29 protein-coding genes are annotated in these 19,910 nt (G+C 58.6%); 19 read left to right on the top strand and 10 right to left on the bottom strand.

Annotated features, from left to right (window positions below; translation table 11 throughout):
• The first annotated feature begins 156 nt into the window (after positions 1-156).
• Entirely contained in the window at positions 157-489 is a 333-nt protein-coding gene (locus tag ACR3E0_RS05440; protein ID WP_480476923.1) for an ArsR/SmtB family transcription factor, read from the top strand.
• A 3-nt stretch (positions 490-492) separates the two neighbouring features.
• Here ACR3E0_RS05440 and ACR3E0_RS05435 read toward each other — a convergent pair whose 3' ends face one another.
• The 4 genes from ACR3E0_RS05435 to ACR3E0_RS05420 form a co-directional block, all read right to left on the bottom strand.
• Positions 493-906, bottom strand: a complete 414-nt coding sequence (locus ACR3E0_RS05435; protein WP_480476921.1) for a universal stress protein — start codon at positions 904-906, stop codon at positions 493-495.
• 108 nt (positions 907-1,014) lie between these two features.
• Entirely contained in the window at positions 1,015-1,296 is a 282-nt protein-coding gene (locus ACR3E0_RS05430; RefSeq protein ID WP_480476919.1) for a hypothetical protein, read from the bottom strand.
• Positions 1,297-1,378: 82 nt separating this feature from the next.
• Complete coding sequence (locus ACR3E0_RS05425) at positions 1,379-2,293, bottom strand: DMT family transporter (RefSeq protein WP_480476917.1); 915 nt, start codon at positions 2,291-2,293, stop codon at positions 1,379-1,381.
• Positions 2,290-3,168 (bottom strand): LysR family transcriptional regulator, encoded by an 879-nt coding sequence (locus ACR3E0_RS05420; protein ID WP_480476915.1) that lies wholly within the window; start codon positions 3,166-3,168, stop codon positions 2,290-2,292. Before ACR3E0_RS05420 ends, ACR3E0_RS05425 begins: the two co-directional genes overlap by 4 nt.
• Positions 3,169-3,289: 121 nt before the next feature.
• Here ACR3E0_RS05420 and ACR3E0_RS05415 point away from each other — a divergent pair, with 121 nt between their 5' ends.
• Both ACR3E0_RS05415 and ACR3E0_RS05410 read left to right on the top strand, forming a co-directional pair.
• Positions 3,290-3,871 (top strand): FMN-dependent NADH-azoreductase, encoded by a 582-nt coding sequence (locus ACR3E0_RS05415; RefSeq protein WP_480476913.1) that lies wholly within the window; start codon positions 3,290-3,292, stop codon positions 3,869-3,871.
• A 72-nt stretch (positions 3,872-3,943) separates the two neighbouring features.
• The gene (locus ACR3E0_RS05410; protein WP_480476911.1) at positions 3,944-4,684 is read left to right on the top strand and encodes an aspartate/glutamate racemase family protein; all 741 of its coding nucleotides are present in this window, start codon (positions 3,944-3,946) and stop codon (positions 4,682-4,684) included.
• Here the strand turns inward: ACR3E0_RS05410 and ACR3E0_RS05405 are convergent, their stop codons facing one another.
• Positions 4,685-5,215: a prolyl-tRNA synthetase associated domain-containing protein gene (locus ACR3E0_RS05405; RefSeq protein ID WP_480476909.1), complete on the bottom strand. Its 531-nt coding sequence runs from the start codon at positions 5,213-5,215 to the stop codon at positions 4,685-4,687.
• An 88-nt stretch (positions 5,216-5,303) separates the two neighbouring features.
• On the opposite strand from ACR3E0_RS05405, the gene ACR3E0_RS05400 reads away from it, so the two are divergent.
• From ACR3E0_RS05400 to ACR3E0_RS05340, 13 genes are all read left to right on the top strand, one after another.
• Complete coding sequence (locus ACR3E0_RS05400; protein WP_480476907.1) at positions 5,304-5,822, top strand: hypothetical protein; 519 nt, start codon at positions 5,304-5,306, stop codon at positions 5,820-5,822.
• A 207-nt stretch (positions 5,823-6,029) separates the two neighbouring features.
• The gene (gene ffh, locus ACR3E0_RS05395; protein WP_480476905.1) at positions 6,030-7,538 is read left to right on the top strand and encodes a signal recognition particle protein; all 1,509 of its coding nucleotides are present in this window, start codon (positions 6,030-6,032) and stop codon (positions 7,536-7,538) included.
• Complete coding sequence (locus tag ACR3E0_RS05390; RefSeq protein WP_480476903.1) at positions 7,535-8,092, top strand: GNAT family N-acetyltransferase; 558 nt, start codon at positions 7,535-7,537, stop codon at positions 8,090-8,092. Before ffh ends, ACR3E0_RS05390 begins: the two co-directional genes overlap by 4 nt.
• The gene (locus tag ACR3E0_RS05385) at positions 8,089-8,640 is read left to right on the top strand and encodes a GNAT family N-acetyltransferase (RefSeq protein WP_480476901.1); all 552 of its coding nucleotides are present in this window, start codon (positions 8,089-8,091) and stop codon (positions 8,638-8,640) included. The genes ACR3E0_RS05390 and ACR3E0_RS05385 overlap by 4 nt, the downstream gene beginning before the upstream one ends.
• A complete protein-coding gene (locus ACR3E0_RS05380; protein ID WP_480476899.1) occupies positions 8,637-9,191 on the top strand; it encodes a GNAT family N-acetyltransferase in 555 nt (184 codons plus the stop codon). The genes ACR3E0_RS05385 and ACR3E0_RS05380 overlap by 4 nt, the downstream gene beginning before the upstream one ends.
• A complete protein-coding gene (locus ACR3E0_RS05375; protein ID WP_039541590.1) occupies positions 9,188-9,484 on the top strand; it encodes a chorismate mutase in 297 nt (98 codons plus the stop codon). Before ACR3E0_RS05380 ends, ACR3E0_RS05375 begins: the two co-directional genes overlap by 4 nt.
• Before the next feature lie 42 nt (positions 9,485-9,526).
• Positions 9,527-9,922, top strand: coding sequence for a 30S ribosomal protein S16 (gene rpsP, locus ACR3E0_RS05370; RefSeq protein WP_480476897.1), 396 nt, complete (start codon positions 9,527-9,529; stop codon positions 9,920-9,922).
• Between the two features lie 12 nt (positions 9,923-9,934).
• Positions 9,935-10,570 carry a 5,6-dimethylbenzimidazole synthase gene (gene bluB / locus ACR3E0_RS05365; RefSeq protein WP_480476895.1) on the top strand — a complete coding sequence of 212 codons (636 nt, stop codon included), beginning with the start codon at positions 9,935-9,937 and terminating at the stop codon, positions 10,568-10,570.
• Positions 10,571-10,574: 4 nt separating this feature from the next.
• Complete coding sequence (locus ACR3E0_RS05360) at positions 10,575-10,724, top strand: hypothetical protein (protein ID WP_480476893.1); 150 nt, start codon at positions 10,575-10,577, stop codon at positions 10,722-10,724.
• Positions 10,717-11,220: a ribosome maturation factor RimM gene (gene rimM, locus ACR3E0_RS05355; protein WP_480476891.1), complete on the top strand. Its 504-nt coding sequence runs from the start codon at positions 10,717-10,719 to the stop codon at positions 11,218-11,220. Before ACR3E0_RS05360 ends, rimM begins: the two co-directional genes overlap by 8 nt.
• Positions 11,220-12,035: a hypothetical protein gene (locus tag ACR3E0_RS05350; RefSeq protein WP_480476889.1), complete on the top strand. Its 816-nt coding sequence runs from the start codon at positions 11,220-11,222 to the stop codon at positions 12,033-12,035. Before rimM ends, ACR3E0_RS05350 begins: the two co-directional genes overlap by 1 nt.
• A complete protein-coding gene (trmD, locus tag ACR3E0_RS05345) occupies positions 12,032-12,841 on the top strand; it encodes a tRNA (guanosine(37)-N1)-methyltransferase TrmD (protein ID WP_480476887.1) in 810 nt (269 codons plus the stop codon). Before ACR3E0_RS05350 ends, trmD begins: the two co-directional genes overlap by 4 nt.
• Positions 12,842-12,975: 134 nt before the next feature.
• Positions 12,976-13,401, top strand: coding sequence for a hypothetical protein (locus ACR3E0_RS05340; protein ID WP_480476885.1), 426 nt, complete (start codon positions 12,976-12,978; stop codon positions 13,399-13,401).
• On the opposite strand, the gene ACR3E0_RS05335 is transcribed toward ACR3E0_RS05340, so the two are convergent.
• On the bottom strand, positions 13,398-14,201 hold the full coding sequence (locus ACR3E0_RS05335; RefSeq protein WP_480476883.1) for a glycoside hydrolase family 25 protein: 804 nt from the start codon (positions 14,199-14,201) through the stop codon (positions 13,398-13,400). The genes ACR3E0_RS05340 and ACR3E0_RS05335 overlap by 4 nt on opposite strands.
• 42 nt (positions 14,202-14,243) lie before the next feature.
• Between ACR3E0_RS05335 and ACR3E0_RS05330 the strand changes: the two genes are divergently transcribed.
• From ACR3E0_RS05330 to rpmE, 3 genes are all read left to right on the top strand, one after another.
• Positions 14,244-14,405, top strand: coding sequence for a hypothetical protein (locus ACR3E0_RS05330; RefSeq protein WP_480476881.1), 162 nt, complete (start codon positions 14,244-14,246; stop codon positions 14,403-14,405).
• Positions 14,406-14,579: 174 nt separating this feature from the next.
• Complete coding sequence (gene rplS, locus ACR3E0_RS05325) at positions 14,580-14,963, top strand: 50S ribosomal protein L19 (protein ID WP_117869922.1); 384 nt, start codon at positions 14,580-14,582, stop codon at positions 14,961-14,963.
• A gap of 11 nt (positions 14,964-14,974) precedes the next feature.
• A complete protein-coding gene (gene rpmE, locus ACR3E0_RS05320) occupies positions 14,975-15,196 on the top strand; it encodes a 50S ribosomal protein L31 (RefSeq protein WP_480476879.1) in 222 nt (73 codons plus the stop codon).
• A 146-nt stretch (positions 15,197-15,342) separates the two neighbouring features.
• Here rpmE and ACR3E0_RS05315 read toward each other — a convergent pair whose 3' ends face one another.
• The 4 genes from ACR3E0_RS05315 to ACR3E0_RS05300 form a co-directional block, all read right to left on the bottom strand.
• A complete protein-coding gene (locus ACR3E0_RS05315; RefSeq protein WP_480476877.1) occupies positions 15,343-16,317 on the bottom strand; it encodes a nuclear transport factor 2 family protein in 975 nt (324 codons plus the stop codon).
• A 366-nt stretch (positions 16,318-16,683) separates the two neighbouring features.
• A complete protein-coding gene (locus tag ACR3E0_RS05310) occupies positions 16,684-18,279 on the bottom strand; it encodes an MFS transporter (RefSeq protein WP_480476875.1) in 1,596 nt (531 codons plus the stop codon).
• 195 nt (positions 18,280-18,474) lie between these two features.
• Positions 18,475-18,600 carry a hypothetical protein gene (locus tag ACR3E0_RS05305; protein ID WP_480476873.1) on the bottom strand — a complete coding sequence of 42 codons (126 nt, stop codon included), beginning with the start codon at positions 18,598-18,600 and terminating at the stop codon, positions 18,475-18,477.
• 337 nt (positions 18,601-18,937) lie between these two features.
• Positions 18,938-19,825, bottom strand: a complete 888-nt coding sequence (locus tag ACR3E0_RS05300; protein ID WP_480476871.1) for an AEC family transporter — start codon at positions 19,823-19,825, stop codon at positions 18,938-18,940.
• Between the last annotated feature and the right edge of the window lie 85 nt (positions 19,826-19,910).

Here is a 19,910-nt window from a genome sequence, read left to right as displayed (position 1 = left end):
GGAGTGCGCAACATAAGCATCTGATTTTCATATAATATTTCCCAGGAGATGGGTTTGCGAATTCCAGCCTCGTTGCCAGCTTCGGACGGAACATCGCAGATACGCATATTCAACCAATTGGTTGACCAAACCCGAGCACTATGGTTCAGCGGATGCATGTCCAAAGACCTCGACACCGTATTCGCCGCTCTCGCCGACCCCACCCGCCGCACCATCCTTGCGATGCTGCTGGAGGACGATATGGCCGTCACGGACGTGGCGGAACCGTTCGAGATGTCGCTGGCCGCGATCTCGAAACATCTGGTCATACTGACCCGGGCCGGGCTGATCAGCCAGGAGAAACGCGGGCGGGTCAAATGGTGCAAGCTTGAGCCCGACGCCCTGCGCGCGGCCTCGGTCTGGATGCAAGGGTTCGGACAGTTCGAACCGGTCAATCTGGACGCGTTTGAGCGGTTTCTCGAGGTCGAACTGCCCTCGGATGAGGCCTGAGGATCAGCGCACAACAAAAACCGACATGCTTGCGTGTTTGGCCAGATACCCCGCGTGGCTCGAAAAGATATAATCGGTAATCCGGGGCGCATGGGTTCCAACAACAATCAGATCCGCGCCGATCTCCTCGGCGGCGCGGGTAAGATCACCGTCAACCTCGGCAGCAACATCGACGGAATGGATGTTGCGAGTTGCAACCTTTGCGCCGCTTTGTGCGGAAAGCGCATTGGCAATCTCTGCCAGTTGCGTCTCGACCTTGTCACTAGACTGGGTAACGTCACCAGGCTGGGTTCCCGTTACGCTGACAACCGTGATCTTGGCACCCTGCCACTTGGCCATTTCCGCGGCAACTTCGGATGCCTTGCTCACTTCGGGTGGCATATGGAGATCTATAGGGATCATGATGTGTTTGAACATGGCATCCTCCTCGTTGAGGCAATTAGCCTAGGACCAGCCGTTTTTGATGGCATTGATCTGCCTCAAATGCAGCTTTGCCCACACAGAGGCACAATTTCCCTGCACGGGTCAGCCTTCCTGACTGTATTCAACGCTCGTGATCACCCCGCCAGCATCGGCGCGGCACAGCCAAGGCGCTGCGGCACCGGCAACAGATACGGATATGACCGTGCCTGTCGGGTTTGTCTGGGTGGACAGCGCCATGACATCGCCCGGACCTCTGCCCGTTTCTGCAGCCACAAGTGCCTCGCAGCTGGCCTGCAGATCGGTCTCGGCATCGGCTCCGGTCTGACCGCTCTGCGCGCAGGCACCCGCGGCAAGCAAAACGATGACGCTACGGAAATAACTCATACTCACTTGACCCTTTGAATGGATTGAAATCGCACCTGTCTTGTGGCCGGGATGCTGCCAGACTGCACCGGAAAAACAAGGGTTAATCCGGGACCCGGCTCCCCGGCGCAGGGTTTGCAATCTCTTCCTTCAGCAGCAGGAGTAACGCGACAACGGTCAGAACGATGCCGCCGATAACCAGCGCGGTTGGTATTCCATTGCCCAGCGCAACTTCCCAAAGAATGACCCAACTGGGGACGAGATAGGTGTACGCCATCACTTTCGCTGACGGCAAGCGCATGGTGGCAAATTGCACCAGAACAAAGCTGGCCGCAGTGGCGAACACCGACAGGTACAAGATACCAACCCAGACAATAGGCCGAAGGCCTGCCCAGTCAGTGGCCAGAATGTCCGACCAGCCAAAGACCACCAAAATCAGACATCCCGCCAGAAGCGTTCCAAACGTGAACACCACCGCCGGTTCGCCACGGTTCAGCTTGCGCACCATCGGCGTATAAACCGCGTGCGCCACACAGCCCCAGAAATAGATGATTTCGCCGCTGCCGACTTCAAAGGCCCGAAACGCCAACCAATCGGCCCGGAAAATCACCCATAGTGCCCCGATCGCACCCACCGTCAGCGCAAAGGCCATCCGCGGCGTTGTGATCTGACGCAGTAGAAGCCAGCCGGCAACAGCGGAAAGAACCGGTGTGAGGGTAAAGACGGCGGCGGCACTGACGGGTGGCGCCGTCTTCAGGCCGTAAAACATCAGCACGAAATACGCGACGAACAAGCCGCCTAAAACTAGATAACGCCAGGGGGCTTGGGCGGCGGTCCGGGGAATGCCGGTTGTCACGGTTGCTGCGATGCCGATGATGATAGCCGCGATCACAAATCGCATGGCATTCAGGGCCGCCGGTTCGATGTCATTGGCAATGATCGAACCCAGCGAGAAGCTGCCCGCAACCAGAGCCGAAAACGTGAGCATGGCCAGATGGCCACGCGCCTGTGGGCTCATGGCAACCAGCCTTTTGCCTGTTCCTTGAGAAATTTCAGGAACGCCTGCACCTTGGTTGTGCGGTGCAAATCCACATGGGTCACCAGCCAGAGCTTTCCCGACCATTCCGGCAAAGGCGGCATCACTTCTTCAAGCGACGGGTAACGGGCCGCCTCCCACCGGGCCAAAAAGCCGATGCCGGCCCCGGCCAGAACCGCCTCGCCCGCGGTGAAGTTATTCGAGCAGCGGAACGTAATCGCTTCGGCCGGTGCGGTTTCCCGCAACCACCGGAAGAACGGCGCGCGGCTGTTTTCGTCGTCATTTCCTACAAAGGCGTGATTGGCAAAATCTTCCACACCGGAAGGTTTGCCGCGACGGGCGATATAGTCCTTGCTGGCATACAGCCCGACCTCTTGGGCCACAAAAGGCTGCACGACGTTGTCAGGTTGATCCGGTGCGGCGCCTGCCCGGATTGCCACATGTGCCTCGCCATATTCCAGCCGGAACAGGCGGTCCCCGGTCAGGTAGCGTACAATCAGCCCGGGATGTGATTTTTGGAATTCGCTGAGCGTCGGAACAACCAGCGGTGCGAGAGACGCCAGCGAGGTAACCACAAGTTCACCAGAAACATCGTCCCCGCGCCCTTTCATCCGCCCGACAAGCTGATTGAACTGGTCTTCGGTGGCCTGAGCAACGCGCAGCAGGTCCTCGCCAGCCTCGGTCGGGGTGTAGCCCCGTGCGTGGCGCTGAAACAGCTTGACCCCCAACCGCGCTTCTATCGCGTCAATGTGCCGGATCACCGTTGCGTGGTGCACACCCAACACCTCGGCCGCGCCGCTGACCGTTCCCATCCGGGCCACCTGATACGCGGTTCTCACTTCGTCCCAATTGTCCATGGCCAAGCTGTCTCTGTGCAATTTCCAACAATAACTGTTGATATATCCGACTTTTGTTCATGTGTGCAACATTCATATTGGAGGCAGAACAAGATTTCCCCGACCAAAAGGACCCAAAACCATGACCAAGACCATCCTGCATATCGATGCTTCTGCCCGCCGCACCGGGTCAGCCACCCGAGACCTGTCAGACCGGATTGTCCGGCATCTGGGGGCCGGACGTGTCATCCGCCGCGATCTGGCCACCCCCCTGCCCTTGCTGACCGAGGATTGGATCGCCGCAAACTTTACCCCCGTAGAAGAGCGGGATGCGCTTCAACGCGATCAACTGGCCCTGTCGGATGAGCTGGTGGACGAGCTTCAACAGGCCGACACGATTGTCATCGGTTTGCCGATTTACAATTTCTCGGTTCCCGCCGCGTTCAAGGCCTGGATCGATCTGGTCGCCCGTGCCGGTCTGACCTTTGCCTACAGCGAAAACGGCCCCAAAGGGCTGTTGGATGGCAAACGCGCCGTTCTCGCCATTGCGTCAGGCGGAACTGCTGTGGGATCCGAAATCGATTTTGCCACCGGATACGCTAAACACGTGCTGGGCTTTATTGGCATTCACGACGTTGATGTGGTGGCAGCCGATCAGATGGCCCTGGATGCCGAAACTGCGGTCAAGAACGCCCACAAGGCGGTGTCAGAACTGGCAGCCTGATCGGCTCTGGCCTTTGTATCTCGAAACGTCCAGTCTGCATCTGAACGGGAACCGGCAGGCTGGGCGTTTGACATGAAGAAGATCGGAATTCTGGGCGGTGTAGGCTGGGCCTCGACCGTGGACTACTACCGCGCCATTGCTCAAGGGGCGGGCCGGTACTTTGCAGAGCGCGGTCATGGATCGCCACTGCCGGTTCCCCCAATGACAATCGAGTCGGTGACTCAGGCCAAAACCCGCGCCCTGCGCGGTGTAGCCGGGGATGAGAACAGCTGGGCCGCGTTCGACGCGGTGTTTCGTGAGGCTTTGCTGACGCTACAAGCTGCGGGTTGTGATTTTGGCATCATCGCCTCCAACACCCCGCACGCCCGGCTTCATGCAATCCGCGAGGGGGTTTCGATGCCCATTCTCAGCATCTTCGATGCAACGGCAGAGGCCGCTGCCTCGACCGGGGCGTCAAAGGCGCTGGTTCTCGGTACGACCGTTACCATGCAGGCCCGCAATTATGCCGACCGTCTGGCTGCTGAAGGCATCGTGGCAAACGTGCGTCTGCCCGAGGACGAGATTGCCGAGATGCAAGCAATGATTGACAGCGACTTCTACGGCGGTGCGTCCGAAACGGCGCGCACCCGCTTGCTGGCATTCTGCAATCGCCACGCCAGTCCCGGCACCGCCATCCTGCTGGCCTGCACCGAATTGCCACTGGCCTTTCCCGATCATCTGGACGATCCGGTGTTCGAGGCCGATGGGCACCTGTTCATCAACCCCTCGGCCGCGCATGTCGCACGCGCGTTGAAAGAGGCTTTGGAGGGCTGATCAGGGCAGCCAGGTCACCTCGCAGCCGATGTTATCAAAAAAGGTCATCAGATCAGCGCGCGCCAGCACCACGGTCCTGTCATTGACCAGCGGGTGCATATTGATCACGTCCGCCTGTTGTGCGGCGGCGTCCATGAAGAACTGTACGTTATTCCCTACGCCGTTGATCATCGCCAGGGGGCTAACCGCGCCGGGACGGATACCGAGGTTTTGGAACAGTCGGTCCGCCGACCCAAAGGACAGGTTGCCGGCCCCCAATTCTACCCCCAACGCCTTGAGGTCGATCTCGCGGCTCTGTTCCAGCGTGACCAGATAATTCCGCTTTTTCTTGTCGCGCAGATACAGGTTCTTCAGGCGCAAAGCGTTCTCGCCGGGTACCATGAATTGCTCTTCGACGCCCTTGGCGTCTTCGACCGTCCGCAGCGGCACATGGGTATGAAGCCGGTAGGTCAGCCCCCACGCATCCAACTGCGCCAGCAACGCATCGGAACTGAGCGGCAATGTGTTCTGAAAAGCGGATGATGCGTCCATGGGACCCTCCTGTCTGGCACGCTCATCGCGCAGCACGCCCGCAAATTCAAGTCAGGACAGCCCAAGAAATCGATGCTAGCGTGCCGCCATGAAAGTGACGCGCACCACCCCGGACCAGTTGATCCTGTCCAACACGCCCTGGCTGATCGGCATCATGTTGGTCGTCTTTATCCTCTGTTTTGTCGGCGGTGGCCTCTTCATGGCCACCGAAGGAGGTGAGGGTATATTGTTCGGCATTTTCTTTGCCCTGGTCGGTGGCGGTTTGGGCTTTGGCGCCTTCTGCGTCTTTGTGCGCCGCGTGCAGGTCATATTCGACCGCACCAGCAATAGCATTTTGATCCGCCGCCAATCGATCTTTGGATATGACACCGTGGAACATGAGCTGTCGAACCTGTCCCATGCCGAGGTGGAGACCACCACCTCAAGCCGCGTCAGGACCACGTCCAAGATGCATCGTCCCGTTCTGATCCTGGACAAGGGAATGAGCACTGGTCGTCACCCGATTGTCGAAGCCTATGTCAGCGGACGCGGCGCGCAGCGGCTGGTCGATGCGGTCAACACCTGGCTTCCGGCGCGCAAGGTTGACTCTGACAGTCAATCCGCCTAAAGCCCCTCCAAACATCCGGAAGAGACGATCCTTCCGGTCCCTTGTGTCGTTCAGGGATCGCCCCCCACCAGCGAGTTTCGCCCGTGGGGGCAATGCCATTTGGCATTACCCCCACGTCTAATTCAGTGGGAGGGGGCAATTGTGCATTTAACCGGGGTTTCTTATTTGAGAAGCGCCAACTGACAACCGGCATAGGAGGCCGAAGGCATGTTTGAAAATCTATCCGAACGCCTTTCCGGCGTCTTTGACCGGCTGACCAAACAGGGTGCTCTGAGCGAAGAAGACGTCAAGACCGCCCTGCGTGAAGTGCGGGTTGCCCTGCTTGAGGCTGACGTCTCGCTGCCGGTGGCGCGCGAGTTCGTCAAGAAGGTGCAGGAACAGGCAACCGGCCAAGCGGTGACCAAGTCGATCACCCCCGGTCAGCAAGTCGTCAAGATCGTGCACGATGCGCTGGTTGATACACTGCGTGGTGAGGAAGACCCCGGCGCACTGAAGATCGACAACCCGCCTGCCCCGATCCTGATGGTCGGCCTGCAGGGCTCGGGTAAGACGACCACCACCGGTAAACTGGCGAAACGCCTGAAAGAGAAAGAGGGCAAAAAGGTCCTGATGGCCTCGCTCGACGTCTATCGCCCGGCGGCGATGGATCAGCTGGCGGTTCTGGGAACGCAGGTTGGTGTAGATACACTGCCGATCGTGCCGGGCCAGAAACCCGTTGATATCGCCAAACGCGCCAAGCAGCAGGCCACTTTGGGCGGCTACGACGTCTACATGCTCGACACTGCGGGTCGTCTGCATATCGACGAAGTGCTGATGGACGAGGTCGAGCAGGTTCGCAACGCGGTTGACCCGCGCGAGACCCTGCTGGTTGTCGATGGCCTGACCGGTCAGGTCGCCGTCGAGGTCGCCGAGGAGTTCGACGCCAAGGTCGGCATCTCGGGCGTGGTCCTGACCCGGATGGACGGCGATGGGCGCGGTGGTGCGGCCCTGTCGATGCGCGCGGTCACCGGCAAGCCGATCCGCTTTGTCGGTCTGGGTGAGAAGATGGACGCGCTGGAGACCTTCGAGCCGGACCGGATCGCCGGTCGTATTCTGGGCATGGGCGACATCGTTGCTCTGGTCGAAAAGGCCCAGGAAACGATGGAGATGGAACAGACCGAGCGCATGATGAAGCGCATGGTCAAAGGTCAGTTCAACATGAACGACCTGAAAATGCAGCTGGAACAGATGATCCAGATGGGTGGCATGCAGGGCATGATGGGCATGATGCCGGGCATGGGCAAGATGGCCAAACAGGTCGAAGAGGCCGGCATGGACGACAAGGTGCTCAAGCGGCAGATCGCCATGATCCAGTCGATGACCAAACGCGAACGTGCCAATCCACAGCTGCTGCAGGCCAGCCGCAAGAAACGGATTGCCGCTGGTTCGGGGATGGAGGTCAGCGACCTCAACAAGCTGCTCAAGATGCACCGTCAGATGTCGGACATGATGAAGAAGATGGGCAAGATGGGCAAAGGCAAGATGCTGAAACAGGCCATGAAAGGCATGTTTGGCAAAGGCGGCCCCAGCCCCGACGAGATGGCTGCAGGCATGGACCCCAAGGCGCTGGAACAAGCCGCTAAGGCGATGGGCGGTAAAATGCCCGGCGGCCTGCCCGGACTGGGCGGCGGCATGGGCCTGCCCCCGGGCCTGAGCGGGTTTGGAAAGAAAAAGTGACGTCAGCACGCTGCACCCAGCCCCCGTCCGGAAAGGCGGCGATGGCAGCAGCGCAGTATCGCGCGGTTCTGCCGGTTATTCAGACCCGGCGGCTGGTTCTGCGTGCGCCCACACTGGACGACTTGCCGGTGTGGACGTCAATCTGCAAGGACAGCTTTGGCGATACCGAACAGGACGCCTGGACTGAGTTTTCCTACTACACATCGGGCTGGCTTTTGCATGGTCATGGCCTGTTCACGGTCTCGCTAAAAGGTGACAATCAGGTCATTGGTTTCGTCATTCTGGGCCTCGAATGGGACGATCACGAGCCCGAGCTTGGCTATATGTTCGGAAGCGAGTTCCACATGCAAGGCTACGCCACCGAAGCGTGCAGCGCCGTTCGCGATTTTGGCTTCGATCTGCTCGGGACGGGTCGGTTCGTAAGCTATGTTTCGCAGTCCAACGCACGTTCGAACGCATTGGCGCAGCGTCTGGGTGCGACCCGCGACACCGTTGCCGAAAGCGCCTTTGGTCCAACCCAGCATGTCTGGCGATACGGCGAGGTGCAGGCATGACACTTGCCATGGCCATACCGACGCTCGAAACCGAGCGCCTGATCATGCGGGCACCCTGCGAGGCCGATTTTGAGGCTGAGGCAGAGTTCTTTGCCAGCGACGCCTCGAAATTCGTCGGCGGCCCGAAACGCCCGGATGAGACATGGCGCGCCGTTGCCATGCTGTTAGGTCACTGGGCGATGCGGGGATATGGCTTCTGGGGCGTCGAGGAAAAAGACACTGGCACCTATGTGGGCCATGTTGGCTTGTGGAACCCTCATAGCTGGCCCGAGCCCGAAATTGGCTGGACCCTGATGAACCATGCAACGGGCAAGGGCTATGCGACCGAAGCGGCACTGGCTGCGCGCGCGCATGCCTATGATGTGCTGGGCTGGGAAACCGCAATCTCTCTGATCGATCCGGACAATCTGGGCAGCAAAGCCGTGGCGGAACGGCTGGGAGCGCAGTTCGATTATATGTTCGAACACCCGGCTTTCGGCACGATGCAAGTCTGGCGGCACCCGGCCCCCGGCGATCTGGTGAACGGTGGGATAGAGGCTTACGCATGACGTCTTACAGCATCCCCACCGTCGAAACCGAACGCCTGACCCTACGCGCACCGGTGATGGGCGATCTGCCGGGAATGGTTGCCTTTTTCGCGACCGAGCGCAGCCATATGGTTGGCGGGCCAAAAGATGAATTCGAATGCTGGAGATCCCTGATGGGGCGTTTCGGGCACTGGGCGACACTCGGCTATGGTGGCTGGCATATCGAAGAGAAATCAACCGGTGAGTTCGCCGGTTGGGTTGGCATCATTTATGCACCGGGCTGGGCAGAGCCAGAGCTGGGCTGGGTCCTCCTGGAACAATTCGAAGGCCGTGGCCTTGCGTTTGAAGCCGCACAGGCCGCGCGCCTCTACGCCGCGCGACATAATGGGCTGAACGGCGTGATTTCCTACATCGCTTATGCCAACGACCGCTCTCGCGCACTGGCAGAGCGGCTGGGTGCAACACTTGAACAAGAGAATGCCGAGCTGTTGGGCAAACACGCCCAGATCTGGCGACACCCGACCCTCGACCTTTCTGACACTGCTTTGACCACCGAGAGGACCGGCCAATGACAAACCCCGTGACTCAGGCCGCAGCATTGCTGAAGGACCACCGCGAAAGCATTGACCGGCTGGACGCGATCCTTGTCTATACGCTGGGCGAGCGGTTCAAACACACGCAGGCCGTTGGCAAGCTCAAGGCCGCACACGACCTTCCCCCGTCCGATCCGTCGCGCGAAGCGGCGCAGATCGCACGGTTAGAAGACCTGGCGAAAGAGGCCGATCTGGACCCCGATTTCGCCAAGGCTTTCCTGAACTTCATCATTCAGGAAGTCATCCGACACCACAAGAAACATCAGAACTAACCGGCATCTACGCCGGATACGCCATTCAAAGGAGATACCACCATGGCAATGAAAATTCGTCTCGCCCGCGGCGGCTCGAAAAAACGTCCCTTCTACCGCATCGTGGCTGCTGACAGCCGCATGCCCCGCGATGGCCGTTTCATCGAAAAGCTGGGCACCTACAACCCGCTGCTTCCGAAAGACAGCGAAGAGCGCGTGAAAATGAACATGGAGCGCATCCAGTATTGGCTGGATCAGGGCGCCCAGCCCACCGACCGGATCGCACGCATGCTGGAAGCTGCCGGCACTCGTGACAAGGCCGAGCGCAACAACCCGCAGAAGGGTACGCCGGGCAAGAAAGCGCAGGAGCGCGCCGAAGAGAAAGCGGCCAAAGCTTCTGAAGCAACCGAAGCCGCTGAGGCACCCGCTGAAGAAGAAGTCGCAGCGGCAGAAGAATAAGCAGTCGGGCGCGTGCGGGAACAGGCTTTCACTGACGATTTTCGCACGCAGTTCGATCTGTTGATGCGGCTCCGGCGCGATGTGCGCCGGTTCCGCTCTGACGCAATTGACGAGGCAGTGCTGACGCGCTGCCTCGACGCGTTTCGATTGGCCCCTTCGGTGGGGCTGAGCGAACCCTCGCGCGTGATCCGCATCAAAAGCGCGGCAGCGCGTGCAGCCGCACTTGAGAATTTCCAATCTGCTAACAAGGGCGCCTTGTCGGGCTACACCGGTAAAAAGGCGGAGCTTTACAGCCGCCTGAAACTATCCGGGATGCAGGAAGCTCCGGTACAGATGGCGGTCTTCTGCGACGATGCCACCGACAAGGGGATGGGGCTGGGCGCAGGCACGATGCCGGAGATGCGCCGCTATTCCGTTGTTTCGGCAATTACCCTGTTCTGGCTGGCCCTTCGAGCAGAAGGGATGGGGCTGGGCTGGGTGTCCATCCTCGATCCAGACCGGATGGCGCGCGATCTGAATGTCCCGGACACTTGGCGGCTGATCGGCTATTTCTGCATCGGGTGGCCCAAAGACCTATCGGATACACCCGAACTTGAGCAGGTCGGCTGGGAAACCCGGGGCGACACGCTGCCCGTGGAGGTTCGGTAGGCCGATGTTCGGATTGTTACGGCTTCCCATCCTGTTGCTGATCGCATTTATTGTGGGCGTGTTCTTTGAACGCAGCAACCAGCGCGAGGCTTGCGAGGCGCGCGGGCAATGGCAAGGTGGGCTGTGTGTGACAACGGAAGGGTCCAATGACTGATCTGATCTGCGTAGGCAGCATATCGGGATCATATGGTGTGCGCGGCGAAGTGCGTCTCAAGAGCTTCTGCGCCGTGCCGGAAGACATTGAATCCTATTCCCCCCTGACAGATGAAGACGGCAAAGAACGCTACCCGGTGGTTCTGACCCGCCCGATCAAGAACGGTTTTGCCGCCCGGCTGGGCGGTGTCGAGACAAAAGAACAAGCCGACGGCCTCAACGGCCTGCGCCTCTATGCCCGGCGCGATCAGTTGCCTTCGCTGCCGGATGACGAATTCTATCACACCGACCTGATCGGGCTTGAGGTCTATGATACGGGAGGAACCCTGCTGGGCCAGGTGAAATCCGTGCAGAACCATGGCGCGGCGGACCTGCTGGAACTGCACGGGCCGGGGTTGAAATCGACCGTTCTGCTGCCCTTTACGCGAGACGCTGTACCGACGGTCGATCTGGAAAAAGGTCGCATCATCGCAGATCCACCAGAAGGTCTGATCTGATGCGGCGCGTTTTGCTGCATTTGGGTTTGCACAAGACCGGTACAACGGCAGCCCAGTCATTTCTCTACGAGAACCGCGAGCTGATCTGGCCGCATTTCTCGCTGATCCTGCCCTACAAAACGCGCAAATCCGGATTGTCCGAAGCCGCCACGCGACACTCGATCTACCGTTTGGACACGACGCTGAGCGCGTTCGGTACGCAGGTGAACGAGTTGCTGCAATCGCTGGATTTCGGCACCCGGCGCGGGATGATCCTGAGCGAGGAAAACTTCTCGGGTCTGCGGCCCAGCAGGAACAGCGCCGAGGGCTATGCCGCGGCACCGGAACTTGCAGCGACGCTTGTCAGCCTGGTGCGCCGCCGCCTGCCGGATGATGAGGTGGATGTCACGATTTACCTGTCCCTGCGGCAGCGCGGGGCCTGGCTGCGCAGCCTGTGGGCGCATGACCTGCACCATTCCAGGCTGGTTCGGGATTTTGACGATTTCCGCGCAACCCTGGATCATCTGCCGTCGTTGCAGGATACGGCAAACAGCATTCGGGAACGGCTGCCGTCAGTGACGGTTCAGGAAGAATGGCTGGAAGACCTGCAAGAACGTCGGTTTGGCCCCGGAACGCCCTTTGCGGACTTCATGAAGCTGTCACGCGACAAGGCCGCGCGGCTGGTTCCGCCACGACATTCCAATCGCGCACTGCCCGAAAGCGTATTGGCCGAAATGTTGGCATTGAACCGGTCAGCATTGGACGACATAGCGCTGATCGCGCAAAAAAAGGCGCTCATCGAACGCGCGCAGAACGATCTGATCGGCACGACATGACTGACACACCCGGCAAATCACATGGCCGAAAGGCCATTCGCCCGACGCTGAAGCCGCGCGAGTTGCTGTCTTCCACGCCTGATCTGCATGGGGTCTGGAAAGCCAAGGTCATCACGTTGTTTCCGTCGGCCTTTCCCGGTGTTCTGGGCGAAAGCCTGACCGGCAAGGCCCTGCAAGAGGGGCTTTGGCAATTGGAAACCGTCGATCTGCGTCAGTTCGGGATCGGCAAGCACAAAAACGTGGATGACACCCCTGCGGGGGGTGGTGCCGGTATGGTGCTGCGCGCTGACGTTCTGGGCGATGCAATCGAACATACAATGGCGGGTGTAAAAGGAAGCTGGCCGTTGATCTATCTCAGCCCGCGCGGGCGCCGGATGGACCAGCGCATGATGCGGAACCTGACCCGATGCGACGGTATGACCCTTTTGTGCGGACGGTTCGAGGGTGTCGATGAACGGGTGCTCGAGCAATATGGCATCCAAGAGGTATCGCTGGGAGATTTTGTCATGACCGGCGGCGAAATTGCCGCTCAGGCGCTGATCGATGCCACGGTGCGGCTGATCCCCGGCGTGCTTGGCAATCAGGCATCAGCCGAGGAGGAGAGCTTTACTTCGGGCCTGTTGGAACATCCGCAATATACCCGGCCAGCCGAATGGAAAGGGCGTCCGATCCCTGAGGTTCTGATGTCAGGGCACCACGGGCGCGTTGCGGAGTGGCGCCACGAGATGTCCGAAAGGCTTACCCGCGAGCGCCGCCCTGATCTTTGGGAAGACTATGTGAAAGCGCGGGACGGCCGGTCAGATTGACCCGCTGAATGTGGCATGCATGCCGCAGATTTACGCATTCATTGGTTGCTGCTTGAAGCTGAGTGCGGGCGAAGCTATTCATCCGCCAGATGTTGCATTGTGCAATTCCCTGTCAATGTGTTGCGGACGAATAGATGAAAAAAGTCATTTGCTTAGGTGTGCTTGCCGTGTCGGCCTGCACAACCAAACCTCTCGAGATGTCAGTGCCGACACAAGCGGGTCACAATCTGCATTCTGCGCGCGTAGCCGTGGAATCCTGTGCGACCGAGGCTGACATCGGCGGCAACGCTGCAGTGATAGGCGGTTACGCCACCAACATCCTGATTTGGGGTGCTATCATAGGCCCGGCCGTCACGGCCCCGTTTGATGACCGGCTCCGCGCGCAGGGCGAGATTGATCAGGTTGACCGCTGCATGACCGAGCGTGGTTTTGAGCGCCGGGACCTCACAGACGGCGAACGCTTCTGGATAAACGATGCCTTTGGCGAAGAGCGGGTGCGCCGGTTAGACCACCTGGTTGGGGGTGGCACAATTGAAACCTACGGCACACCCCAGGCCTAAGGCCCCGCAGCTTTCCACCGTGCCCAAACGTCGGGAGAGCTGTGGAAAACGTTGATGTCGACCTGTCCCTGAACGCCCGGAACCAACCCGGTTCCGGTGTATTGCCAGAACCGCCAGACGGAGCGTGGATAGACCTTGCTGGGATGTCCTGCGACCGACCTCAACCAGAACTCGGTCTTTGGCAGGCGGCCAATATTAGTGTCGGCATAGAAATCCACGGTGGTGTAGACAATCGGCCTGCGCCCATAGTGACGCTCGAGTATATCGAGAAACCGTTGCGCCTCGGCCCGAACGGTTGCGCCATCAGGCCGCAGCGTGCAGGTCTTTGAATGCGGCGTCCACTCCATGTCCAGAACGTGCGGCAGGTCGGCACCCTTGGGCACGTTTTGGATGAACCAGCGCGCCTGTTCCCGCGCAGGTCGACAAAAGTAGTAGTAGTGATATGCGCCCCAAGGCACGCCCGCGGCCTGGGCACCGCTCCGGTGGTCGTCAAACAAGGGGTCGGCGATGTCGCCGCCCTCGGTCGCTTTCAGAAAGGCAAAGCTGACGCCGGACGCCTTGGCCGTGCGCCAGTCAATCGGTCCCTGCCAGCGGGATACATCGAGACCATGAACCGGATAAAGGCCGGGATGCCGCCCGTCCCAGTCATGGGGGTCCGCATCGCCAAAATCCGGGTAAATCACCGCAGGCGCTGTTCTGTCCACACCCGGAGAAACCTCGATCACCTGGGGCTGCGGTCCGCCGCGTCCACAAGCAACCAGCACGGCCCCGATAATGGCCATTGAGAGGGCAAATCGCATTTTGGATCCTGTGAAACATCTGCTCTTGTAATTGCATTCAGAATGCCTGATCCCGGCAACAAGGCAACGACCCATTTCGTGGGTGGCGAAAAGCCACCGTTTCACGCCTTGTTTTTTGGCAGAATGGGCTTGATCCCTGCCCGCAAACCCTTTACACGACCGCAATCCGGTGCCGCCATTGGCGACTCCGGTGTTTTGGGTTGAGTCTCGGGGATACGTCCCGCCTTCTTCGGCAAGGGCGCCGCAGACCAAACCAGACCAAAGGAACATTCGATCTGACCTCTGGCGGGCTGTCTAGCAGGACCCGGTGAAGACCAAGAGCTCTCAGGCCGTGCCCAAACTTCGTGGACCAACCACGAGCAGATAGGAGTACCTGCGATGGACCTGATCGCACAGCTTGAGGCGGAACAGATTGCCGCCCTGGGGAAAGACATCCCCGACTTCAAAGCCGGTGACACCATTCGTGTCGGCTATAAGGTGACCGAAGGGTCGCGCACCCGTGTGCAGAACTACGAAGGCGTCTGCATCGCGCGCAACAACGGCAATGGCATTGCCGGTTCGTTCACCGTTCGCAAAATCTCGTTTGGCGAAGGCGTGGAGCGTGTGTTCCCACTGTATTCGACCAACATCGACAGCATCACCGTTGTCCGCCGTGGCCGCGTTCGTCGCGCCAAACTGTACTACCTGCGCTCGCGCCGTGGTAAGTCCGCGCGTATCGCAGAGGTCACCAACTACAAGCCCAAGGCTGGCGCCGAAGCGTAAGGAACGGAAAGATGAAAAAAGACATCCATCCCGATTATCACGTCATCGACGTCAAAATGACCGATGGCACCGTGGTTCAGATGAAATCCACCTGGGGCAGCGAAGGCGATCAGCTGGCTCTGGAAATCGACCCCTCCGTGCACCCCGCATGGACCGGTGGCGGTACCCGTCTGATGGACGCTGGCGGCCGCGTGTCGAAGTTCAAGAAGAAATACGAAGGTCTGGGTTTCTAAACCTGATCCGTTTCGATTTCAAAAGGCCGTCCAACTGGGCGGCCTTTTTTGGTTCGACTGGTGACGATTAATCTAAATCAGCGGCGTGTTTGCCTAAACTGCGCTAGGGCCAAGATACTTGCTGGGTCGTGACGGCCTGACTGATCCTATCCGACGCTGAGCAAGGTCCGCACCAATGCGGTTTGAGAATTGATACCGGTTTTGGCGTATATACGAGACAGGTGCGTCCTGGCAGTATTGATGCTGATGCCGAGGGCCTCTGAGGCAGTTGTTAGATTGTCACCACACACAATTCGATGCGCGAGCGACATCTGCCCGTCAGACAAGCCAAAGACGATCTTGGCAACGTTCAAACGCGCCTCAATATCCCCATCGATTTGCGTTTCAACAAAGGTCAGCCCATCTCGGACAAAAAGCACACAGACAGCAACACCGCCTTCGTCCGTTTCTCCCAATACTATCGGAAGTCGAAAGTTCTTTCCGCTTTCAGACATGTATCTGTAGTGCTGAAAGTACCCGTGCTGTTCGGCAGCACAGTCCAGACCGGCTTGGAGAATTTTGTCCCAGGCAGGTTTAGCGGCCCGCAGCCGATTGTTCGAGATTTGAAGACCTGGGTGCCGCTTTAGGTGTGCACGCGCTTTTTCCGGAGCACATTGAATTTCCCCGTTTGTGTTTATGGCCAGCCTGTTTGAATCGATTTGTTGATGTCCGCGCAGAATGAAAGAGGCGTAGAGAATGCGCCACACTCCATCCGAACGTTCCAGCACCCTGGTTTCGAAAGTCTGTTCAACCCGGCCATTGGCATGAAAGGAACGTTCATCAAACACAACATGAGCGATGTCTCCGCTTACGGTAACACTCACGTTGTAACGCTCTACGTCTGAGAGTCTGCAGACAGCGCCGCTTTCAATGACGTTACGCATGTAGCCGCTGAGCTTTTCCCAACCCTCAAGAACCGTCGATCCGAAGGATGACGAAATGCAGACTTCGCGCGTACGATCATCCTGAACCCAGCACGCGGCCCAGCCGTCGAAATCCTGCTGCACAAACATCTCTGTTTCGCGTGCAATCACGTCCATCACAGCGGCATTTTCGGCAAGAGTGTTTGATGGCTGGGTCATTGACCTATTGCTCAAGTGTTTCGGGTTTTCCTTGTGCTCGACTGTATTTTCGAGCTTTCAGTAGTCGCGATCTTTTCACCACAGACCTGACAAAACAAAGCCAGTCGCAGCTGTGTTGATTGTAGAAATCATCATCCATTAACTCTGTCTGGAAATGCAAGTCTGCCCAAGCTTTCGCGTGCAAAACGTCCATTTGAGATCCTCCGCAACGTAGTCTTTGTTACGAGGATAATGGCAGCGAAGTATGGCCCATGTTGTCATCCGAGGTGACCACATGAGTTCGAAAATTCCGGCATCTTCCGGGTTTGTGCGGAGCAACTAGTTTCGGACACGCCGCCGACAAAGGCACCCGTGCTACATTGCCCGTTATCGCAACTCTTTCGTCAAATCGACTGCGCTGTGTACCGGCGGCACCGGTCCGCGCAGGAGCAAAAGCGCAAGTATCACTCCCGCCAAGGCAACCACGGCGGTAACCAGCATGGTACTGTCGAACGCATCGTCTTGCAGCTCACGCAATGCGCTGGCGAGTGCGGTGCTGGTCTGCGGATCCAGTCCAGCAATCGTTTGCTGAATCTGGCTCGGTGTGCCGTGGGCCAATGCATGGGCCAGGTCCTCCCGCCGCGCCGATCCGGCTGGCAGCGCAGAAATCACTTCGGACAGGCCGAACCGGATTGTGATCGCTTCGGCCAGACCGCCCACAACGGACCCCATGGTCGCGCCGAAATAAAGGAACGCATTGATGACACCGGATCCCTGCCCAACATGTTCTTCGGGCAGCAATCGCAGGCCTAATCGCGGCAGAAGGGAAAAACACAGGCCAATTCCGATCCCCACGATCAGCAGCTTCCACCAGATTTCGGCATAATTCGTGGAATTCTGCGTCGTGGCCAGCAAACAGAATCCGATGGCCATGGCCCCCATTCCCAATACCACCGGCCATTGAAAGCTGTAGGGCGCGAGGAACCGTGGCGCCGTAACCGACAGGACGAACATACTCAGACTCAGCGGCAAAATAGCCAAACCGGCGCCGATGGCGGAATATCCGAACGCGTCCGGGGATTGCACGAACACGTTGAAGTAGACAAAAAAGCAAAAGAGCGTGAAGCCCGCAATGAACATACCCGCAGCCGCCATCAGGTAGCGCGGATGGCGGAAATACCGCAGCTCAATCAGGGGATCTTTGCTGCGCCGTGACGTCGCCACCAAGGCCAGAACGGCCAGGGCGGATACGCCCAGCGGAACCAACGTAAACGCGCTGTCCCAGCCGTTGCTTTCGCCATTGCTCAGCGCGAAGGACAGCGGGCCCAGCAGCAAGATGATCGCCAGTGCTCCGGGATAGTCGAACTTGGCGCCCTCCAGCCGTGTTTCAGGCACATAGTTGCGTTTGGCCACGCGCAAGCCGATGGCAAAGGCTAGCGCCAGAAGCACAAGATCCGTTGCGAAAACTCCCCGCCAACTCAGATAGTGTGCAAACGCCCCACCCACGATCGGCCCGACGCCGATAGCCAGACCGACGATGGCGCCCCAGGCCCCGGTGACGCTTGCCCGCTGCTCTTCCGGCGTAGCGGCGGTCAGCAACGAGAGGGACGTTCCGAAAAGGGCGGCGGCCCCCGCGCCCTGTGCGCCGCGCCCGATCAGCAACATGGCCGCATCCTGCGAAAACAGGACAGACGCTGAGCCACAGGCAAAGACGATCATTCCAAAAAAGAACACACCCATTTTGCCGGTGATGTCGCCCAGACGGCTGACGATCGTGACCAGCGTGGCGCTGGCGACCGTATAGATCGCCATCACCCATTGCAGGCCCGAGGGCGTCAGATCAAACTCGGATTTGAGGTTCGGCAGAATGGTTGCGACGGCCGTTGTGTTGAACCCCACAACCATCATGCAGATCGCGGTCATGGCCAGAACCACCCGTGCACCGCCCTTATCTGATGACTCAGCTTGTTCGGTCGTCGACATCAATACACCTCAAAATCGCACCGGCTCGGGACTCCGAAAAACAAAGACTTGATACCGCCGGAACCCGTCGGTTCGCAAAGATAACATATCAGCACTAAATCAAAATTTTAGCCCGCCGCATAGTGCTGGGCCTGTGGGTCTTATGACGAGCCGCAAGTTCTCTGTCCCATCAGGACTGCAAAACAACACCCGACATTAGAGACGTTTCCATCTTTGTGCTGCATGCCACTCTGCCAGTGATATCGCGTAGATTTCGAACATATCCCAGCGTTCCAGATCGCCAAAATAGGTGTGATGTGGACCGTGAATGAAGTCGTGCATAAGCCTATAGACCTACAAAACCATGGCTGCTGCCGCGGTACCGTACGGAACGGTCAGCCACCAGTTTCCGACAGTCAAAGACTGGTTACCGGTGCGCCGAAATAGAGCGTAGAGGTCGCTACAAACTCCAGCCATGCCCGGTGGTGACCTAAATGTGCAAACTGGCGCGGCGCAAAGTAAACCTCGCGTTCAGAACCCGTGATACGCGGCACCACAGATTTCGGACCCGATCCCGGGTTTTCATGAAATGCGGGAAAATCGGTCAAGTTTTGCACAAAAAGCAAATAGATGAAAACCGCGTAGGCACTCTAGAGATCACAGATCAATGAGCTGATCCTTAAATCCAATAGGACAAAGCGACAGGCAGCACGACAATTGTGGTCAGGGTCGAGACCAGGATGAAACCGGCAACATCTGACCCGTATTCCGGGACATGCCGGTCGATGAACAAATAGGTCGCCACGGACGACGGCATCAGGCAGCACAGGATCAATGCCCCGCGTTCGGTTCCCGTAAAACCGAACAGCCAGATCAAAGTGCTGGCAATGACAACCGCCATCGCCAAATGCAACCCGGTCAGCAATATCGCGCGGCCCAGCTTGTTTATTTTCAGGGTTTCCAGCGTGTGCCCCAGTGTCAGCAGCATCAGGGGGATCGACAGCCCACCCAGAATATCAAAGGACTTGGAAAGCGGTTGTGGCAGGCTGTACCCCGTTGCCATCAGTACCAGAGACACGATCACCGCATAGATAATCGGAGACGTTGCCAACTTGCGGGGGGAGAATTCTCCGGCCGGTATCCACATGCCGACCGTAAAGATACTGATCAGCACAACAACCACGAACGCCATTGTGTAGGCCATGCCGGCATCGCCCAACGCGAGCAGAGTAATCGGCAGGCCGATATTTCCGACATTACCATGCATCATCGGGGTCAGAAAGGCGCGCACCGGCAGACGCAGAATCCTGAGCGCCGCAAACCCCAATGCGGCAAAACCCGCTATCGCAAGGGCGGCCGCGGTCATCATGTCCAGAAAGGTCCCGAGGTCCAGTTTGGTTGCCGACAGGTGCGAAATGATCAGCGCTGGATATCCGACATTTGATACAATGCCGCCAATCACCTTGTTGTCGAACGGGGCCTTGAACAGGGCCAGGCAATACCCAATGCCGGCGCAGATGAGGACGGGCAAAACCACGTTGAAGACGTTCAGGAACAGGTGATCCAATCCAAGTTCTCCTTGCCGAAACCCTGATCTGAAAGTGAATCAGGGCGTCAGGTTTAGCAAGCATCGCTCTGTAACCCGCGCTTTG

Source organism: Ruegeria sp. AJ12 (assembly GCF_056536245.1).
This window is presented reverse-complemented; position numbering and strand designations above follow the sequence as displayed.

Excerpts from the sequence above, each read along its gene's own strand:
- ACR3E0_RS05440 (WP_480476923.1), top strand. The coding sequence starts at position 157 with ATGTCCAAAGACCTCGACACCGTATTCGCCGCTCTCGCCGACCCCACC.
- ACR3E0_RS05435 (WP_480476921.1), bottom strand. The coding sequence starts at position 906 with ATGTTCAAACACATCATGATCCCTATAGATCTCCATATGCCACCCGAA.
- ACR3E0_RS05430 (WP_480476919.1), bottom strand. The coding sequence starts at position 1,296 with ATGAGTTATTTCCGTAGCGTCATCGTTTTGCTTGCCGCGGGTGCCTGC.
- ACR3E0_RS05425 (WP_480476917.1), bottom strand. The coding sequence starts at position 2,293 with ATGAGCCCACAGGCGCGTGGCCATCTGGCCATGCTCACGTTTTCGGCT.
- ACR3E0_RS05420 (WP_480476915.1), bottom strand. The coding sequence starts at position 3,168 with ATGGACAATTGGGACGAAGTGAGAACCGCGTATCAGGTGGCCCGGATG.
- ACR3E0_RS05415 (WP_480476913.1), top strand. The coding sequence starts at position 3,290 with ATGACCAAGACCATCCTGCATATCGATGCTTCTGCCCGCCGCACCGGG.
- ACR3E0_RS05410 (WP_480476911.1), top strand. The coding sequence starts at position 3,944 with ATGAAGAAGATCGGAATTCTGGGCGGTGTAGGCTGGGCCTCGACCGTG.
- ACR3E0_RS05405 (WP_480476909.1), bottom strand. The coding sequence starts at position 5,215 with ATGGACGCATCATCCGCTTTTCAGAACACATTGCCGCTCAGTTCCGAT.
- ACR3E0_RS05400 (WP_480476907.1), top strand. The coding sequence starts at position 5,304 with ATGAAAGTGACGCGCACCACCCCGGACCAGTTGATCCTGTCCAACACG.
- ffh (WP_480476905.1), top strand. The coding sequence starts at position 6,030 with ATGTTTGAAAATCTATCCGAACGCCTTTCCGGCGTCTTTGACCGGCTG.
- ACR3E0_RS05385 (WP_480476901.1), top strand. The coding sequence starts at position 8,089 with ATGACACTTGCCATGGCCATACCGACGCTCGAAACCGAGCGCCTGATC.
- ACR3E0_RS05380 (WP_480476899.1), top strand. The coding sequence starts at position 8,637 with ATGACGTCTTACAGCATCCCCACCGTCGAAACCGAACGCCTGACCCTA.
- ACR3E0_RS05375 (WP_039541590.1), top strand. The coding sequence starts at position 9,188 with ATGACAAACCCCGTGACTCAGGCCGCAGCATTGCTGAAGGACCACCGC.
- rpsP (WP_480476897.1), top strand. The coding sequence starts at position 9,527 with ATGGCAATGAAAATTCGTCTCGCCCGCGGCGGCTCGAAAAAACGTCCC.
- ACR3E0_RS05360 (WP_480476893.1), top strand. The coding sequence starts at position 10,575 with ATGTTCGGATTGTTACGGCTTCCCATCCTGTTGCTGATCGCATTTATT.
- rimM (WP_480476891.1), top strand. The coding sequence starts at position 10,717 with ATGACTGATCTGATCTGCGTAGGCAGCATATCGGGATCATATGGTGTG.
- ACR3E0_RS05350 (WP_480476889.1), top strand. The coding sequence starts at position 11,220 with ATGCGGCGCGTTTTGCTGCATTTGGGTTTGCACAAGACCGGTACAACG.
- trmD (WP_480476887.1), top strand. The coding sequence starts at position 12,032 with ATGACTGACACACCCGGCAAATCACATGGCCGAAAGGCCATTCGCCCG.
- ACR3E0_RS05340 (WP_480476885.1), top strand. The coding sequence starts at position 12,976 with ATGAAAAAAGTCATTTGCTTAGGTGTGCTTGCCGTGTCGGCCTGCACA.
- ACR3E0_RS05335 (WP_480476883.1), bottom strand. The coding sequence starts at position 14,201 with ATGCGATTTGCCCTCTCAATGGCCATTATCGGGGCCGTGCTGGTTGCT.
- ACR3E0_RS05330 (WP_480476881.1), top strand. The coding sequence starts at position 14,244 with ATGCCTGATCCCGGCAACAAGGCAACGACCCATTTCGTGGGTGGCGAA.
- rplS (WP_117869922.1), top strand. The coding sequence starts at position 14,580 with ATGGACCTGATCGCACAGCTTGAGGCGGAACAGATTGCCGCCCTGGGG.
- rpmE (WP_480476879.1), top strand. The coding sequence starts at position 14,975 with ATGAAAAAAGACATCCATCCCGATTATCACGTCATCGACGTCAAAATG.
- ACR3E0_RS05315 (WP_480476877.1), bottom strand. The coding sequence starts at position 16,317 with ATGACCCAGCCATCAAACACTCTTGCCGAAAATGCCGCTGTGATGGAC.
- ACR3E0_RS05310 (WP_480476875.1), bottom strand. The coding sequence starts at position 18,279 with ATGTCGACGACCGAACAAGCTGAGTCATCAGATAAGGGCGGTGCACGG.
- ACR3E0_RS05305 (WP_480476873.1), bottom strand. The coding sequence starts at position 18,600 with ATGCACGACTTCATTCACGGTCCACATCACACCTATTTTGGCGATCTG.